This window comes from Serratia liquefaciens ATCC 27592 (assembly GCF_000422085.1).
GTDB classification, from domain to species: domain Bacteria; phylum Pseudomonadota; class Gammaproteobacteria; order Enterobacterales; family Enterobacteriaceae; genus Serratia; species Serratia liquefaciens.
This window is the reverse complement of record NC_021741.1, coordinates 1,408,079-1,423,355: the sequence shown is the minus strand read 5'-3', so window position 1 is coordinate 1,423,355 and position 15,277 is coordinate 1,408,079. Positions and strand designations below refer to the sequence as shown.

17 protein-coding genes are annotated in these 15,277 nt (G+C 58.0%); 11 read left to right on the top strand and 6 right to left on the bottom strand.

Features of this window, described 5'->3' with window-relative positions; all coding sequences use genetic code 11:
- Window positions 1-55: 55 nt before the first annotated feature.
- Genes M495_RS06645 through M495_RS06635 form a run of 3 tightly spaced genes read left to right on the top strand, consistent with a single transcriptional unit; the run spans window position 56 to window position 3,184 of the window.
- Window positions 56-700, top strand: a complete 645-nt coding sequence (locus M495_RS06645; protein ID WP_020825867.1) for a hydrolase — start codon at window positions 56-58, stop codon at window positions 698-700.
- Between the two features lie 45 nt (window positions 701-745).
- Window positions 746-1,291 (top strand): antibiotic biosynthesis monooxygenase, encoded by a 546-nt coding sequence (locus M495_RS06640; protein WP_020825866.1) that lies wholly within the window; start codon window positions 746-748, stop codon window positions 1,289-1,291.
- A 21-nt stretch (window positions 1,292-1,312) separates the two neighbouring features.
- Window positions 1,313-3,184, top strand: a complete 1,872-nt coding sequence (locus tag M495_RS06635) for an amidohydrolase (RefSeq protein ID WP_020825865.1) — start codon at window positions 1,313-1,315, stop codon at window positions 3,182-3,184.
- A 110-nt stretch (window positions 3,185-3,294) separates the two neighbouring features.
- Here M495_RS06635 and M495_RS06630 read toward each other — a convergent pair whose 3' ends face one another.
- From M495_RS06630 to M495_RS06620, 3 genes are all read right to left on the bottom strand, one after another.
- Complete coding sequence (locus M495_RS06630) at window positions 3,295-4,425, bottom strand: Gfo/Idh/MocA family protein (protein ID WP_020825864.1); 1,131 nt, start codon at window positions 4,423-4,425, stop codon at window positions 3,295-3,297.
- A gap of 238 nt (window positions 4,426-4,663) precedes the next feature.
- Window positions 4,664-5,287 (bottom strand): glutathione S-transferase family protein, encoded by a 624-nt coding sequence (locus M495_RS06625; protein ID WP_020825863.1) that lies wholly within the window; start codon window positions 5,285-5,287, stop codon window positions 4,664-4,666.
- Complete coding sequence (locus tag M495_RS06620; protein ID WP_020825862.1) at window positions 5,288-5,473, bottom strand: DUF1127 domain-containing protein; 186 nt, start codon at window positions 5,471-5,473, stop codon at window positions 5,288-5,290. It abuts the gene before it with no gap.
- Between the two features lie 178 nt (window positions 5,474-5,651).
- Between M495_RS06620 and M495_RS06615 the strand changes: the two genes are divergently transcribed.
- The 5 genes from M495_RS06615 (at window position 5,652) to M495_RS06595 (ending at window position 10,351) form a co-directional block, all read left to right on the top strand.
- Window positions 5,652-7,106: an aminotransferase-like domain-containing protein gene (locus M495_RS06615; protein ID WP_020825861.1), complete on the top strand. Its 1,455-nt coding sequence runs from the start codon at window positions 5,652-5,654 to the stop codon at window positions 7,104-7,106.
- Window positions 7,107-7,189: 83 nt separating this feature from the next.
- Window positions 7,190-8,074 carry an oxidoreductase gene (locus M495_RS06610; RefSeq protein WP_020825860.1) on the top strand — a complete coding sequence of 295 codons (885 nt, stop codon included), beginning with the start codon at window positions 7,190-7,192 and terminating at the stop codon, window positions 8,072-8,074.
- A gap of 8 nt (window positions 8,075-8,082) precedes the next feature.
- The gene (locus M495_RS06605) at window positions 8,083-9,108 is read left to right on the top strand and encodes an AraC family transcriptional regulator (protein ID WP_020825859.1); all 1,026 of its coding nucleotides are present in this window, start codon (window positions 8,083-8,085) and stop codon (window positions 9,106-9,108) included.
- Window positions 9,105-9,779: a Rossmann-fold NAD(P)-binding domain-containing protein gene (locus tag M495_RS06600; protein ID WP_020825858.1), complete on the top strand. Its 675-nt coding sequence runs from the start codon at window positions 9,105-9,107 to the stop codon at window positions 9,777-9,779. Before M495_RS06605 ends, M495_RS06600 begins: the two co-directional genes overlap by 4 nt.
- Window positions 9,780-9,850: 71 nt before the next feature.
- A complete protein-coding gene (locus M495_RS06595; protein ID WP_020825857.1) occupies window positions 9,851-10,351 on the top strand; it encodes a DUF523 domain-containing protein in 501 nt (166 codons plus the stop codon).
- Here the strand turns inward: M495_RS06595 and M495_RS06590 are convergent.
- A complete protein-coding gene (locus M495_RS06590; RefSeq protein ID WP_020825856.1) occupies window positions 10,348-10,764 on the bottom strand; it encodes an NUDIX hydrolase in 417 nt (138 codons plus the stop codon). The two genes, M495_RS06595 and M495_RS06590, sit on opposite strands and share 4 nt — an antisense overlap.
- 103 nt (window positions 10,765-10,867) lie before the next feature.
- Here M495_RS06590 and sseA point away from each other — a divergent pair, with 103 nt between their 5' ends.
- Window positions 10,868-11,713, top strand: coding sequence for a 3-mercaptopyruvate sulfurtransferase (gene sseA, locus M495_RS06585; RefSeq protein WP_020825855.1), 846 nt, complete (start codon window positions 10,868-10,870; stop codon window positions 11,711-11,713).
- Here sseA and M495_RS06580 read toward each other — a convergent pair.
- Window positions 11,710-12,579 (bottom strand): LysR substrate-binding domain-containing protein, encoded by an 870-nt coding sequence (locus M495_RS06580; protein ID WP_020825854.1) that lies wholly within the window; start codon window positions 12,577-12,579, stop codon window positions 11,710-11,712. The genes sseA and M495_RS06580 overlap by 4 nt on opposite strands.
- A 316-nt stretch (window positions 12,580-12,895) precedes the next feature.
- On the opposite strand from M495_RS06580, the gene M495_RS06575 reads away from it, so the two are divergent.
- Window positions 12,896-14,110 (top strand): FAD-dependent oxidoreductase, encoded by a 1,215-nt coding sequence (locus tag M495_RS06575; protein ID WP_020825853.1) that lies wholly within the window; start codon window positions 12,896-12,898, stop codon window positions 14,108-14,110.
- Window positions 14,111-14,254: 144 nt separating this feature from the next.
- Here the strand turns inward: M495_RS06575 and M495_RS06570 are convergent, their stop codons facing one another.
- A complete protein-coding gene (locus M495_RS06570) occupies window positions 14,255-14,638 on the bottom strand; it encodes a hypothetical protein (protein ID WP_144079302.1) in 384 nt (127 codons plus the stop codon).
- 105 nt (window positions 14,639-14,743) lie between these two features.
- On the opposite strand from M495_RS06570, the gene M495_RS06565 reads away from it, so the two are divergent.
- Window positions 14,744-15,256, top strand: a complete 513-nt coding sequence (locus M495_RS06565; RefSeq protein ID WP_020825851.1) for a GNAT family N-acetyltransferase — start codon at window positions 14,744-14,746, stop codon at window positions 15,254-15,256.
- The last annotated feature ends 21 nt before the right edge of the window (window positions 15,257-15,277 follow it).

The following is a 15,277-nucleotide window of genomic DNA, read 5'->3' as shown; positions in this document are numbered from 1 at the left end:
TATCGACGTTACATTCACCCGTTGTTAAACCTAAGTCTTTCTGGGAAGGTAAATAATGTCTAAGTTTCAATTACTTGATAAAGATAATTCTGCACTGATTTTCATTGACCACCAGCCGCAAATGTCTTTTGGCGTGGCCAATATTGATCGCCAGCAGCTGAAAAACAACGTGGTCGGTCTGGCGAAAGCCGGCAAGATTTTTAATGTTCCCACCCTTTTCACCTCGGTTGAAACCGAAAGTTTCAGCGGCTATATCTGGCCAGAACTGTTGGCGGTTCACCCTGAAATCACCCCGATTGAACGCACTTCGATGAACTCCTGGGAAGACGCAGCCTTCGTAAAGGCCGTTGAAGCCACCGGTCGCAAAAAGCTGGTGATTTCCGCGCTGTGGACCGAAGTCTGTCTGACTTTCCCGGCGCTGATGGCGCTCGAGGCAGGCTATGAAGTTTACGTGGTCACCGACACTTCCGGTGGTACCTCGGTGGATGCGCATGAGCGTTCCATCGACCGTATGGTGCAGGCCGGTGCCATCCCGGTAACCTGGCAGCAGGTGCTATTGGAGTATCAACGCGACTGGGCGCGCAAAGAGACTTACGACGCAGTTATGGAACTGGTGCGCGAACACAGCGGTGCTTACGGCATGGGCGTTGACTACGCTTACACCATGGTGCATCACGCCCCGGCGCGGGTGGCGAAATAAACCTTAACCCCGGCCGCGTCGCCGGGGTTTTCTGGAGTCGGTGCTATGGCCCACCCGCAGCATGTCACGCTAGTTATCACTCACCGTTTGGCGCCGGGGCATGAACCGGCCTACGAGGCCTGGCTGAAGCGCATTATGCCCGAAGCCGCCAACTTTGCCGGACATCTGGGCGTTAACGTGATCCGCCCCACCGGTCATGAGCAGGCCTACACCGTACTGGTCCGTTTTGACAACCTCGACAACCTGTCCCAGTGGGTGAATTCACCGCTGCGCAAACGCTACATCGAGGAAGTTTCGCCGCTGCTGCTGGAGAGCGACAGCATTGAAATTCGGCCCGGCGCAGAATTCTGGTTCACGCCGCCGAGCGCCAATACCCGCCAGCCCGCCAAGTGGAAACAATTTTTGATCACCCTGCTGGTGATTTTTCCGTCCACCAATCTGGTGCCCTGGTTTTGGGGAAACCTGTTGCCGCAGTTGAACGGCACGCTGGTCGGCCACCTGCTTAATGACGCCACCGTCGTTGCCCTGGTGGTCTTCCTCTGGATGCCGATAGTCACACGCATATTTCATCAATGGCTCACCCGCCGTTAGGCGGCCTGCCGGGAGAACGTTATGAGTAACTCTGCTTCCCTGATTATCACCAACGGTAAATTTCACACCGTCGATCGCGAGGCGCCTACCGCCCAGGCGGTTGCTATCCGCGACGGAAAATTCCTCGCCGTCGGCAGTGAAAACGACGTTATGCAGCATGCAGGACCTGAAACTCAGGTGATTGACCTGCACGGCCACACCGCCGTCCCCGGCCTCAATGACTCGCACCTGCACCTGATCCGCGGCGGTCTGAACTACAATCTTGAGCTGCGTTGGGAAGGCGTGCCGTCGTTGGCCGATGCGCTGCGCATGCTGAAAGAGCAGGCACTGCGTACCCCCAGCCCACAATGGGTGCGGGTGGTCGGCGGCTGGACCGAATTCCAGTTCGCGGAACGCCGCATGCCAACGCTGGACGAAATCAATCAGGCGGCGCCGGACACCCCGGTGTTTATTCTGCACCTGTACGATCGCGCTTTACTCAACCGAGCTGCGCTGAAAGTGGTGGGCTACACCAAAGACACGCCAAATCCGCCGGGGGGTGAGATCCAGCGCGATGGCAACGGCAACCCAACCGGCATGCTGATTGCCAAGCCTAATGCCATGATCCTGTATGCCACGCTGGCCAAAGGGCCCAAGCTGCCGCTTGAACAACAGGTCAATTCCACCCGCCAGTTTATGCGCGAGCTCAATCGCCTGGGCCTGACCAGCGCCATCGACGCCGGCGGCGGCTTCCAGAACTACCCCGATGACTATCAGGTGATTTCCGAACTGCACGATAAGCAGCAACTCACTCTGCGTATCGCCTATAACCTGTTCACTCAGCGACCGAAGCAGGAGCTGGAAGATTTCCAGCTGTGGACCGACATGCTGAAACCCGGTCAGGGCACCGATTTTTACCGTCATAACGGTGCCGGTGAAATGTTGGTGTTCTCCGCCGCCGACTTCGAGGATTTCCTCCAGCCGCGTCCGGATCTGCCGGAAGGTACGGAAGACGAGCTCGAGCGCGTAGTGCGCCATCTGGTCGAGCACCGCTGGCCGTTCCGCCTGCATGCCACCTATGACGAATCCATCAGCCGCATGCTGAACGTGTTCGAAAAGGTGAACCGCGATATTCCGTTCAACGGCCTGCACTGGATCTTCGACCACGCGGAAACCATCTCCGAACGTAACATCGAGCGGGTGAAAGCGCTGGGCGGCGGCATTGCCGTACAGCATCGCATGGCATTTCAGGGGGAATACTTTGCCGAACGCTACGGCAAAGAAGCCGCCAAACAGACGCCGCCGGTCGCAAAAATGCTGGCGGCCGAGTTGCCGGTAGGGTTAGGCACCGACGCCACCCGCGTGGCCAGTTATAACCCGTGGACGGCGCTGTATTGGCTGGTGTCCGGCCGTACCGTTGGCGGTATGGCGATGTACGACGACAGTGCGCGATTGGATCGCGAAACGGCCCTGATGTTGTGGACCCAGGGCAGCGCCTGGTTCTCAACCGAACAGGGTAAAAAAGGACAGATTAAGGTCGGACAGTTAGCCGATCTGGCCGTGCTGTCGCAGGATTATTTCAGCATACCCGAGGAGCAGATCAAGGGGATTGAATCGGTGATGACGGTGGTGGACGGCAAGGTGGTATACGCCGCCGGCAGTTTTTCACCGCTGGCGCCGCCGGCAATTCCGGTACTGCCTGACTGGTCGCCGGTGACCCAGGTGCCGGGGCATTATCGCTCTGCCCCTCCTTCAGCCGCGGCCCGCGTCGGGGTGCTGAGCCAGGCGCACCAGTGTTGCGGCCCTTGCGGCGTGCACGCGCATCAGCATGACGTCGCCCGCCGTTCCAGCATTCCTGTTTCAGACGACAATGCCTTTTGGGGCGCATTCGGTTGTTCCTGCTTCGCTTTTTGATTGGCAGGCTATCACCGCAGCAAGTTATCAAGCCAATAGCTTATTAACTTATTAACTTATTAGCCAGTTAAGCTATGACGCTCTCAAGTTGTGAGCGTCATAGCCCTGGGTTAATCGCGATTAATTTCCAGCCAGCGCCGCTGTTCGGCGGAGGCGGCTATCGCATCCAGCACGCAAGATACTTTCCAGCCCTCTTCAAAGTCAGGCCACATGCGATCACCGGCGGCAATGCCGTTAACCAGGTCGCGGATCTCCACCGTTTTCTGATCGTTAAAACCAATGCCGTGCCCTGCGCTAATACAGAAGGCGGCGTAATCCGGATGCTTAGGGCCTACCAGCAGCGTTTTAAACCCCTGGCGCTCCGCCGGCTCATCGTGACGATACAGCTTCAGCTCCGCCATTCGCTCCTGGGTGTAACTTAACGTACCCTTGGTTCCGGTGACCACGTAGGTCAGCCCCATCTTGCGCCCGCAGGCAATGCGTGAAGTCTCGATGGTACCCATGGCGCCACCGGCAAAACGCACCAGCGCGCTGGCCTGATCCTCATTTTCAACCTGATGCATCAGCGTAGGGTCTTTCGCATCCGGGCGCTGTTTGATGATGGTCTGCATATCGCCGGAGACCGCCACAATGTCACCCACCAGGTAATGCGCCATGTTGACAATATGCGCCGCCAAATCGCCCAGCGCGCCTAACCCGGCCGTGGCCTTGCGGCAGTGCCAGTCGATAGGCGTACGCGGATCGGCGAGATAATCTTCATTGTGGGTGCCGTAAAAATGCACCACTTCGCCAATCTCGCCATTGGCGATAATTTCGCGCGCCAGCTGGCTGGTCGGGTTCTTCATATAGTTGAAACCCACCAGCGTTTTAACCCCCTTGGCGCGAGCGGCCTGCACCATTTCAGCGGCGTCTTTGGCGTCCAACGCCAGCGGTTTTTCAGAATAAACGTGTTTGCCGTGGCGAATCGCTTCCAGCGCCATCTCCTTATGCAGGAAATTCGGCGCGCAGATATCCACCACATCAATAGCCGGATCGGCCACCAGCTGGCGCCAGTCGGCGGTCGAACGAGAGAAACCAAATTCAGCAGCGCGCTGCTGCGCCAGCTCCGGCGTCACTTCCGCCAGCATTTCCAACACCAGTTCCCCCTTCAGTGGAAATACCGTGGCAGCCTGCGCATAAGCAATAGCGTGGCAGCGCCCAATGTAGCCGGTGCCAATTAAACCAACGCGTACCTGTTTCATCACCCTCTCCCGTTGCCTGTATCCGTAATCTGGTCAGCGCGCCACCCAATGAAACGCGCCGTCTGTGATACGGTTATATGAAATATAAATTTCAATAACAAGCAAAGAGAAAAATAAAACTCATATCCGTGATGCCGTTCATGAAACCTTGCAGACGGGAATGTAACGAGGCAGCCTCGAGGGTACGCTGCGTCTTCTGGCCAAAGATGTCAGGCCAAAATGAATATTTTATTTCATATCACGGCAACCCGTTGGCACCATACAGCAAGAAACCCGGCCGCTGTTGCAGCCGTTGCAAATACCCTTGTAACCCTGGGTAATCCGGGCGCGAGAAAGGCGTCATCAGCCAACGATTGAGCGACAGCCCAATGACCACATCCGCCAGGCTAAAGGTCGTGCCAGCAATATAAGCATTCCCCTGCGCCAAATGCTGTTCGAGCATGCCCATTAACCTGTTCCACTCCCGCTCCGCCGCTGCCAGTCGCTCCTGATCCTGGTAGGCGGCATCCTGGCGAACTCGCGACATGAAAACATAGCGCCAGGCGTTGTTGAGATCGGTGGCCTGCCAGTCCATCCACATTTCTACCGCTGCCCGTGCGCCCGGTTCTGTCGGCAACAGATCCTGACGCCCTTCCCGGCCCGCCAGGTAACGACAAATCGTGTTGGATTCCCACAGCACCCGATCGCCGTCAATCAATACCGGCACCAGGCCATTGGGGTTGAGGGCCAAAAACTCCGGTGTTTGCGTGGAGCGAAAACCACTGCCCCAGTCTTCTCTGGTCAGCGGCAACGCCAGTTCATGGCTGGTCCACAATACTTTGCGCACATTGATCGACGAGGCCTTACCCAACAATTTCAACATTTATGTTCTCCAAAAAGGCTTGCGCCCTTCTTGCATTGCCTGCGCGCGCGACAGACCAATGTCCGCCAGTTGGGCATCGTCCAACTGCAACAAAGATCTACGGGTGCGATAACGCTGCAGGTACAACTGCCAAAGTGGAAATCTCGCCCGGTGTTGTACCGGTTCGCTCTCAACAGAAATGCTCATCACAGATCCTCTTTCGGTTTGGCCACGAAACCTATGATGCTGATCGCGCGAAAAACAATACAGATTCAGGGCGTTGATATTTTTTCCATACAAAAGCTGTCTCTGCCTATCTGAATGGTCTAATTTAATCTCATCTGTACCGGTTTTTTCCTCAACCACTCTCACTTTGGGTATCTGTATGACACGCTACGCCACCCTGGCCGCGCTCCTTAGCCAACGCATCGAACAGGGGCTCTATCCGGCCGGCGATCGTCTGCCGTCGGTGCGCGCGCTAAGCCTGGAACACGGCGTCAGCATCAGCACGGTGCAACAGGCCTATCGCCTGCTGGAAGAGACCCAACTGGTGGAAGCGCGCCCCAAATCCGGCTATTTCGTACAAAGGCGCCGCACTCTGGCCGAGCTTCCCGCCGTCACCCGTCCGGTGCAGCGACCGGTGGATATTTCGCAGTGGGAGCAGGTACTGGAACTGATCCGAAATAAACCGCGCGAAGATGTGATCCAGCTCGGCCGTGGCATGCCGGATATCAGCGAACCTACGCTGAAACCGTTGACCAAAGCGCTGGGCACCCTGGGCCGTCACGGCGATCTGCGCAGCCTGCTCTACGACAGCATTCAAGGCGTTATCGGCTTGCGTGAACAAATCGCCCGGCTGCTGCTGGACTCCGGTTGCCAGATTAGCGCCGACCAGCTGGTGATCACCACCGGCTGCCACGAGGCGTTGTTCACCGGCCTGCGCGCCGTCTGCCAGCCGGGGGATATCGTGGCGGTAGACTCCCCCTGCTTTCACGGCACCATGCAAACGCTGAAAGGGTTGGGCATGAAGGCGTTGGAAATCCCTACCGATCCGCTGACCGGGATCAGCCTGGAGGCGCTGGAACTGGCGCTGGAGCAGTGGCCGGTGAAAACCATTCTGTTGACGCCCAACTGCAATAACCCCTTGGGTTACATTATGCCGGAGGAGCGTAAACAGCGTTTGCTGACGCTGGCGCAGCGCTACGATGTGACGATCATCGAAGACGACGTATACGGTGATATCGCCTACCAATACCCAAGGCCTCGCACCATCAAATCCTTCGATGAAGACGGCCGGGTATTGCTGTGCAGCTCGTTCTCCAAAACGCTGGCACCCGGCCTGCGCATCGGCTGGATTGCCCCAGGGCGTTATCTGGAGCGCGTGTTGCACATGAAATATATCGGCACCGGCTCTACCGCGACCCAGCCGCAGCTGGCGATTGCCGAATTCATCCGCCACGGCCACTATCTGCAACATTTGCGGCGCATGCGTACCCGCTACCAGCAGAACCGGGACGTGATGACCGGATGGATTATGAAGTACTTCCCGCCCGGTACCCGTGTTAGCCAACCACGCGGCGGCTTTATGCTGTGGATTGAGCTGGATGAAGCGTTTGATACCCTGCGGCTAAATCGCCATTTGGAACAACAGGGTGTGCAGATCGCCGTCGGCAGCATTTTTTCCGCCTCCGGTAAATACCGTAACTGCCTGCGTATCAACTATGCGCCCAAGCTGACGCCAGAGATTGAACAAGCGGTGCAACGGGTTGGCGAGACCATTCAAATGCTGATGCTGGCGCACGCCCCAGAGCGCGACATCACATTGGCGCGATCGGATTAAACTCTGGCGCAATCGGATTATCCGCATGTGGCCGAACCTTCTAGAGTAGAACCTCTTCAACAAGCAGGTACAGGAAGGTGGTTATGTCTCAGTCTCAGGTATGGTTAATTACCGGCAGTTCACGCGGTTTGGGCCAGCAGTTGGCGCAGGCTGTTTTGGCCGCCGGCCACCGTCTGGTCGCGACCGCACGCCAGCCACAGCAGTTACAGCCGCTGGTGGAACAGTACGGTGAGCAAGTGGTCACCGTGGCGTTGGACGTTACTGACGCCGTGGCCGCCAAACGTGCGGTACAGACAGCAATAGACAGCTTCGGCCGACTGGATGTGGTGGTCAACAATGCCGGCTATGGCAACATCGCGCCGGTGGAAGATGCCGATGAAGCCGATTTCCGCGCCCAGGTCGATACCAATTTCTATGGCGTTTTTAACGTCACCCGCGCGGCGCTACCGGTGCTGCGTCAACAGGGCAGCGGCCATATCATTCAGATCTCCACCATAGGCGCACGCCTTGGCGTACCGGGTCTGAGCGCTTACCACACCGCCAAGTGGGCGGTCGAAGGCTTCTCCGAATCGCTGGCAAAAGAAATTGCGCCCTTCGGCGTGAAGGTGACCCTGGTTGAACCCGGCGGCTTCCGCACCGACTGGGCCGGCTCATCAATGACCATCGCCCCTGTCAGCGCCGCTTATCAGGCAACGCTTGGGCCCATGCTAGACTACTTGCAACAGCATAACGGCCACCAACCCGGCGACCCGGCCAAGGCCGCGCAGGTTATCTTGCAGATCGCCGAGATGGATGAACCCCCGCTGCGCCTGTTACTCGGCAGCGATGCGGTATTTATCGCCGGACAGGTGCAGGCCGAACGTGAAGCGGCGGATGCCAAATTCCGTTACCTCAGCCTGAGCACCGACCGGGACGATAGCCAACCGGATCACGAAACCATGGCGGCGTTGGTGGCTGGCAAATCATAAGGAACACCATGAGCAGCGATCAAATCCCGGTCTCCAGCGCCTTAGCCATTCGTCTCAAAGCGCTGGGGGTGGATATTGAAAAGCTTGGTCAACTGGCCGGCCTCCCCAGCGGGCTACTCAGCCACGGGCGCGAAAAGGTCAAGCTTTCCACCAGGCAATTTTTTGATATTTGGCAGGCGCTCCCGCGCCTGACCGATGATACGGCCTTTGGTCTTCGCCTCGGCAGTGACGTCGCACCCGAGCATTACGATATCGCTTCGGTCGCGGCGCTGCATTCTGCGACGCTGGGGGAGGCCTTGCAAAAAGTCGCCCGCTACAAGCGGTTGGTGTGTCCCGAAGAACTGACGCTGACGGAAGACGGCGAGGCCGTGCGGTTGCACACCCGTTGGACCATGGCCGAAGGTCATGCCCCTGAGCTGTTGGTGGACGCCATGTTTGCGTCCATCACCACTCTGTGCCGTCGTGGCACCGGCCTGGCTATTCAACCGAGGGCGATTGAACTGACGCGGCACCACGATCCCGCTTCGCCGTTGCTGCGCCATTTTAGCTGTCCGATCCGCTTCGACGCCCCGTTGGACGTGTTGATATTTGATCGTGCGCTGATGCAGCAGCCCTTTATCACCTATAACCAGGACATGCTGGCCGTGCTGCTGCCTGGGCTGGAAGCCGAGTTGGCCAAGGTCGAGCAGGACGACAGTTTGCCCGCACGGGTGATGGCGATCCTCACCCGTAGCATGCGCGGACAACGACCCAGCGTAAACAGCGTGGCTGCCGAGTTGTACCTCAGCCCACGCACCCTGCAGCGTCGTCTGCAACAGCACGGCTACAGCTATCAGCAACTGTTGGATAAAACCCGCCACCGTACGGCCTGTCATCTGCTGTCGGATACCGATCTGGAGCCCGGTGAAATTGCCTTCGTGCTCGGGTTCGAAGAACTGAATTCATTTAGCCGTGCCTTTATGCAATGGGAATCACAAACGCCGAACCGTTGGCGTCATCAACGCATCGCCGGGCGTCAGGAGAACAGGTTATGAAAGTGATAATATTCGGTGCCAGCGGCATGGTCGGGCAAGGCGCACTGCGCGAATGTCTGCTCGATCCGCAGGTGACGGAAGTGCTGAGCATCGGCCGCAGTGAACTGGCGCAAAGCGATGCCAAGCTCCGCCAACTGACGTTGCCCGATCTGAGTGATTTATCCGCCCTGGAGACTCAGCTCAGCGGCTACGACGCCTGCTTCTTCTGCCTTGGCGTATCTTCCGCCGGCATGAGCGAAGCACGCTACCGTGCCCTGACCTACGATCTGACGCTGGCTGCGGGCCGCCCGCTGGCGCGGTTAAACCCGAACATGGTCTTTATTTATGTCTCCGGCGTCGGCACCGACAGCAGCGAGCAAGGCCGCAGCATGTGGGCACGGGTCAAGGGCGCAACCGAAAATGCCTTGTTGGCGCTGCCGTTCCATGCGGTGATGTTCCGCCCGGGCGTTATCGTGCCGCTGCACGGCATCCGCTCCCGAACCCGGCTTTATGATCTGCTGTACCGGCTTTTTAAACCGCTGTGGTTTGGCGCCCAACGGCTGTTCCCCAATCAGGTCACCACCACCGAACGTATCGGACTGGCAATGTTGGCCGTGGCACGGCGCGAGACAGACTTGCGCATCCTTGAACCGGTGGAGATTAACCGTTTGGCCCTGCCCTCGGCGGGTTGATTCTGCTATGTTAAAGCCGCGCGCGTGGGCCACCTGTGCCACGCTTTCGCCACTGCGACAGAGACAGACCCATGCCGTCAAAAATTTTATTCAGCGCCTGCTTGGCCGGTTTTAAGGTTCGCTATAACGGTTCCGATAAACCGTTGCCCCATCTCACCCTGCTGCGCTGGCAGCGCGAAGGCCGTTTAGTGGTTTGCTGCCCGGAACTGGCCGCCGGCTTCTCCACGCCACGTCCCTCAGCAGAAATCACTCCGGCCGCCGAAGGGGCCACGGTGCTCGCGCAACGGGCTCGGGTTATGGAGATCAGCGGCGGTGACGTCACCGACAGTTACCTGCTTGGCGCCCATCTGGCGCTGGAAACCGCGCGGCGCCACGGCTGCCGCTTTGCCCTGCTCACCGACGGCAGCCCGTCCTGCGGCAGCCAATTTATCTACGACGGTTCTTTCAGCGGCCAGACCAAACCCGGCAGCGGCGTCACCGCCGAACTGCTGCGTCAGAATGGCATTGAGGTCTTTTCCGACCGTCAGTTGGAGGCGCTGATCGCCCGGGTGGAGGCCGAGGAGCTACCCTAACGCTGCAGGTGCTCCGCCAGCCGCTGTTGAAGATGGGAGATCCCCTGCGGGTGATGGATAAAGCGGTCGAGTGTCATCATCTGCCAACGCTGCCCTTCATCGCCAAAGCGGATGGCGGCAATCTGCTGCGGGGTGATTTCGCCCAGCATAAACCAGGTCGGTGGATAGCCGGCGAAAATCCCCTCGTAGCGCTGCTGGTGAAGAACCTGCCCCGCGGCAATCCGCAGGCCGAACTCTTCCAGGGTTTCCCGCTGCACGCATTGCAGCGGCGTTTCGTCGTTTTCGCGCCCGCCACCGGGCAGATCCCAGCAGCCAGGCCAGGGAATGTCGGGCTTGTCGTCTCGCTGATAGGTCAGCACGCTGTTGCCGCACAACAGCGCGATTTTCGCGCCACCAAAATGCTTATCCGTCATCCCGCCTGGCTCCCGTTTTCGCCATTGAGCTAACATCTTACCTCATCGGAGTGCGCGCTGGTGTATAGTGAAAAACCGTTTTCACCACAGGCGAACAATGACGATGAACTCTCCGTTTCTGGTTACTCCCCAATGGCTTGCACAACATATCAACGATGAAAATCTGGTCGTGGTCGATGTCAGAATGTCTCCGGTCGGCCTGGTACCGAAAAAAGATATGCTTGCCGAATTTGAACGCGGTCATATCCCGGGCGCGGTGTACTTCGATATCGATGACATCGCGGATAAAAACACCGATCTGCCGCATATGCTGCCTACGGCGGAAGCCTTCAGCGCGGCGGCAGGCAAGTTGGGCATTAGCGATCAACACACCATTGTGTTCTATGACGAGGGCAATCAGTTCTCTGCCCCACGCGGCTGGTGGACCTTCCGTAACTTTGGCGCGCAGCAGGTTTATGTGCTGGACGAAGGCCTCAACGGCTGGACTGCGCTGGGCCAACCGCTGGCAACCGGCGCAACGCAACGCACGCAGCAAACCTTCAACGCCCGCTTCAATGCAGACGCGGTAGTCACTATGCAGCAGGTGGAACAGGCGCTGAACACGCAGGTGCAGATCCTCGACGCACGCGCCGCACCGCGTTTTTACGCTGAAGCCCCAGAGCCGCGCCCCGGCCTGCACCGTGGCCATATTCCCGGCAGCATCAATATTCCTTACGGCGAACTGCTGGAAAACGGCCGCTTCAAATCGCTGGAAGCCCTCAAGAAAACCTTCAGCGACAAGGGCGTCGATCTCAACGGGCCAATCATCACCAGCTGTGGCTCCGGGGTAACTGCGGCAGTGCTGGCTTTTGGCCTGCTTTCCCTCGATGCAAAACAGGTGAAACTGTATGACGGCGCCTGGACCGAATGGGGTGCGCTGAGCGGCAATCAGCCGATCGAGCAGGACTAGTTTTTGATTCTGTCGGCCACGATTTGCGCCAACCGCTGAATGGCCGCCGTTGGAGTTTCTTGTGCGCGATGCAACACCACGCCAAGCGGGCTTAACGTCGGTAACATGCCGGGCGGCAGAAGGGATAATCCCGACGGCAGCCCGGCATCGGTGCGTACCGTCACTCCCAGCCCGGCGCTGACGGCGGCCCATACGCCATTCAGGCTACGGCTGGTAAAGGCGACACGCCACGCAATCCCGGCGCGATCCAATGCCTGCGTCGCCGCACTGCGCATCAGGCAAGGGGCGTCGAACATCACCAGCGGCAGCGGTTCATGCCCACTGCGCCAGAGCGACAGATCAAAATCAGGCGAGGCGATCCAGTGCATTTGCCTTTGCCCCAGCGCCTGGTGAAATGGCGTGCTGATGCCCCCGTCCCACGCCAGCGACAAATCCAGCTCCCCTTTCAATACCCAGTCGATCAGCTCGGCATTGCGGGCGATCCGCGCTTCGATGCGCACACGCGGATGCGCGCGAGTGAAACTGCCCAACACCTGCGGCAAAAAGGTTTCCCCGAAGTCCTCCTGTAACCCCAAGCGTACCCGGCCATGCAAATCCAGCCCGCGCACCGCCGCGGCGGCCTCATCGTTCAACTCCAGCAGCCGGCGGGCGTAGCCCAGCAATGTCTCGCCGGCCTCGGTCATCACCATGTTGCGCCCGGCCTTGCGCAGAATCGGGGTGCCAACCTGTTGCTCCAGCTTTTTCAGGTGCGCGCTGACTGCCGAGGTTGAGCGCCCCAGCCGCTCCGCCGCTTTGGCGAAACTGCCCAACTCAATACCGGTAACGTAACTGCGCAGATCTTCGAGATCAAAGGTGACACGCCCCATACTGACCGTCCCGTTTTTAAGAACCATTAATCAAAATAATACCGATTTATGGATAAACATGGCGCGTCAGGCATCGCGGGTCAACCGCTTTCAGCAAGGCGTTCGGGAATACTCTTCCCCCTGCCCGCCGGTGACGACGGGGCTGCCATTCAGCATGAGGTAAAGCCTGACGCCAGGCGAGCACGGGTAAAAATCGGTTTTCACTCTTTGACCACACAGTGCCACGGGTTGACAGCCTTATTTGATATTGATAATCATTATCACAATAAAGTTTTCAATAACGATTTGCAGGATGCGACTCGTTGAGGTCACCGCTATGCCACAGTCCCTGATCACGCCTTATGTCACCCGTTGCTGTATCGTTGGCGGCGGCCCCGCCGGGCTGATGCTCGGCTATTTGTTGGCTCGGGCTGGCATTAACGTGACGGTGCTGGAAAAACACGCCGATTTTCTGCGAGATTTTCGCGGCGATACCATTCACCCCTCGACGCTGGAAATCATGCACCAGCTTGGCCTGCTGGAAGCATTGCTGGCTCTGCCACACCAGCGTGCGGAAACGCTGCATGCCGAGATCGCCGGGCGTGACATTCGGCTGGCAGACTTCACACGCTTGCCAACCCGCTGCAAATTTATCGCCTTTATGCCGCAATGGGAGTTTCTCAACTTTCTGGCAGAAAAGGCCGCCGCCTTTCCCGAATTCACACTGATCAAGTCCGCGCAGGTGCACCAGCTGTTGTACGATCGCGGCCAGGTCTGCGGCGTGCTGGCGGACACGCCGGAAGGGCCGATCCGCGTTCGCTGCCAGTTGGTGATAGGTACCGACGGACGCAACTCGGTGGTGCGTGAACAGGCTTCTCTCAGCAGCCACAGTTTTGGCTCACCGCGTGACGTGTTGTGGATGAAAATCGATAAACAGGAAGGCGATCCGGCCTGGTCGATGGGCCACACCGGACCAAAGCAAAACTTCATCATGATCGACCGGGGTGAATACTGGCAGTGTGGCTATTCGATCGACAAAGGCAGCTTCGAGGCGATCCAACAAGACGGACTGGAGAATTTTTTACTGCAGATTGCCGAGGTGGCACCGTTCCAGGATCATCGCCTGCAAACGATCGTCAGTTGGCAACAGGTGAAGCTGCTCAGCATCCGCATCGATCGTCTGGATCAGTGGGCCAAGCCGGGCGTGCTGTGCATTGGCGATGCCGCGCACGCCATGTCACCCATCGGTGGCGTTGGGGTGAATCTGGCGATTCAGGATGCAGTCGCGACCGCCAACGCGATCATTCCCCCGCTGCGCAGCCAGCGCTTGCAGCTAAAACACCTGCAGCAGGTACAGCGACGCCGCAACTTCCCCACCAAAGCCACTCAGTTCCTGCAAATCAAAATGAGCCAGCGCAGGCCGAAAAAACGCCGTGCCGGCGAGAGCTCCAAACTGATGGCCCGGGTAGGCAACAGCCGTTGGTTGCCACATTTGTTTGGCCGGATTATCGGTCTGGGATTCAGGCGCGAGACGCCGAAACATTTGGACTGATCGGGCTCAGTCAGGATCAGGAAGAAGAGAGGAAGAGAGGAAAAGCGCTAAACCGATAATATTGGCGTGCTCAACCCCCCTCCAGAAGCGTCATCCCCATGCTATCGGCCAGTTCGAATAGATGTATTAAAACGCTTTTATCTGTTACTGATACCGTGCTAACAGCAATAGATAACTCGTTTCCATTAAAGCGTCAGGTTCACTGGCTTCGCTTTCAATGTCGACTGCAGCTACCGGAACCTTCACTCCAGCAGACTTTGTCACCCTATCCCACGCAATCTCCAGCATTTGCATCGCCGTATTCGGATCCACCGCGGGGTCATTGACCATGTCCGTCAGTTTTTTACGCAAAGCGTTATTACCGACGTGACTCTGGCCTTGGGGTTGATGAGCATCGGGATCGATTTCAACTACCAGGAATCGCGCCGAACCTTTACTTGGCTTAAGATGCTGTAGCTGATCGGCAGTGAGCATCTGCATGGCCATGCGATGTCCCTGTCGACGATGGGTGTGTTGTTTCTCGGTCATACTCCCTCCGGTATGCGGATATTGAGTAAATTGAGTAAATTGAGTATGCGCTGGATTGCCTAAATCCTCGCCAACGGCCCTGTTCCTATCCATCAAGAGGTTTACATGTTCAGTATTCGCCAGGCTTTACGCCATGATTTAGCGCTAGTTCGTGACGTCGGTATTCGTACTTATCAGGCCCATTTTGGCGAACTTTGGCACCATAAAGCGGAATTGGATGCTTTTTTGGCTCAGGACTTTGCGGTCGAAGCCCTGGAGCAGACCCTGCAGGATCCGGACGTGTGCTGGCTGTTGGGCTATGAAGACGAGCGTCTGGTGGGCTATGCACGGCTGAACTTCAACAGCCTGCTGGCGCCCACTCAACAGACGGGCGCAGAACTGCAGAAAATCTATTTCCTGCCGGAATATGCCGGCCAGGGTTATGGCCAGCGTTTTTTTGAACAGGTGCAGCAGCGGGCACTCGAACGCCGGCAGACAACGCTGTGGCTGGAGGTGCTAAAGCGCAACACCAGCGCCCAGCGTTTTTACCAACGTCAGGGGCTGAGCATTTGCGGCGAGACCTGCTACACCAGCGCCCAAGGTTCCATCGGCATCTGGTATATGTCGAAAGCGCTGTAACTCCAGCGCTCAAGCATGAGA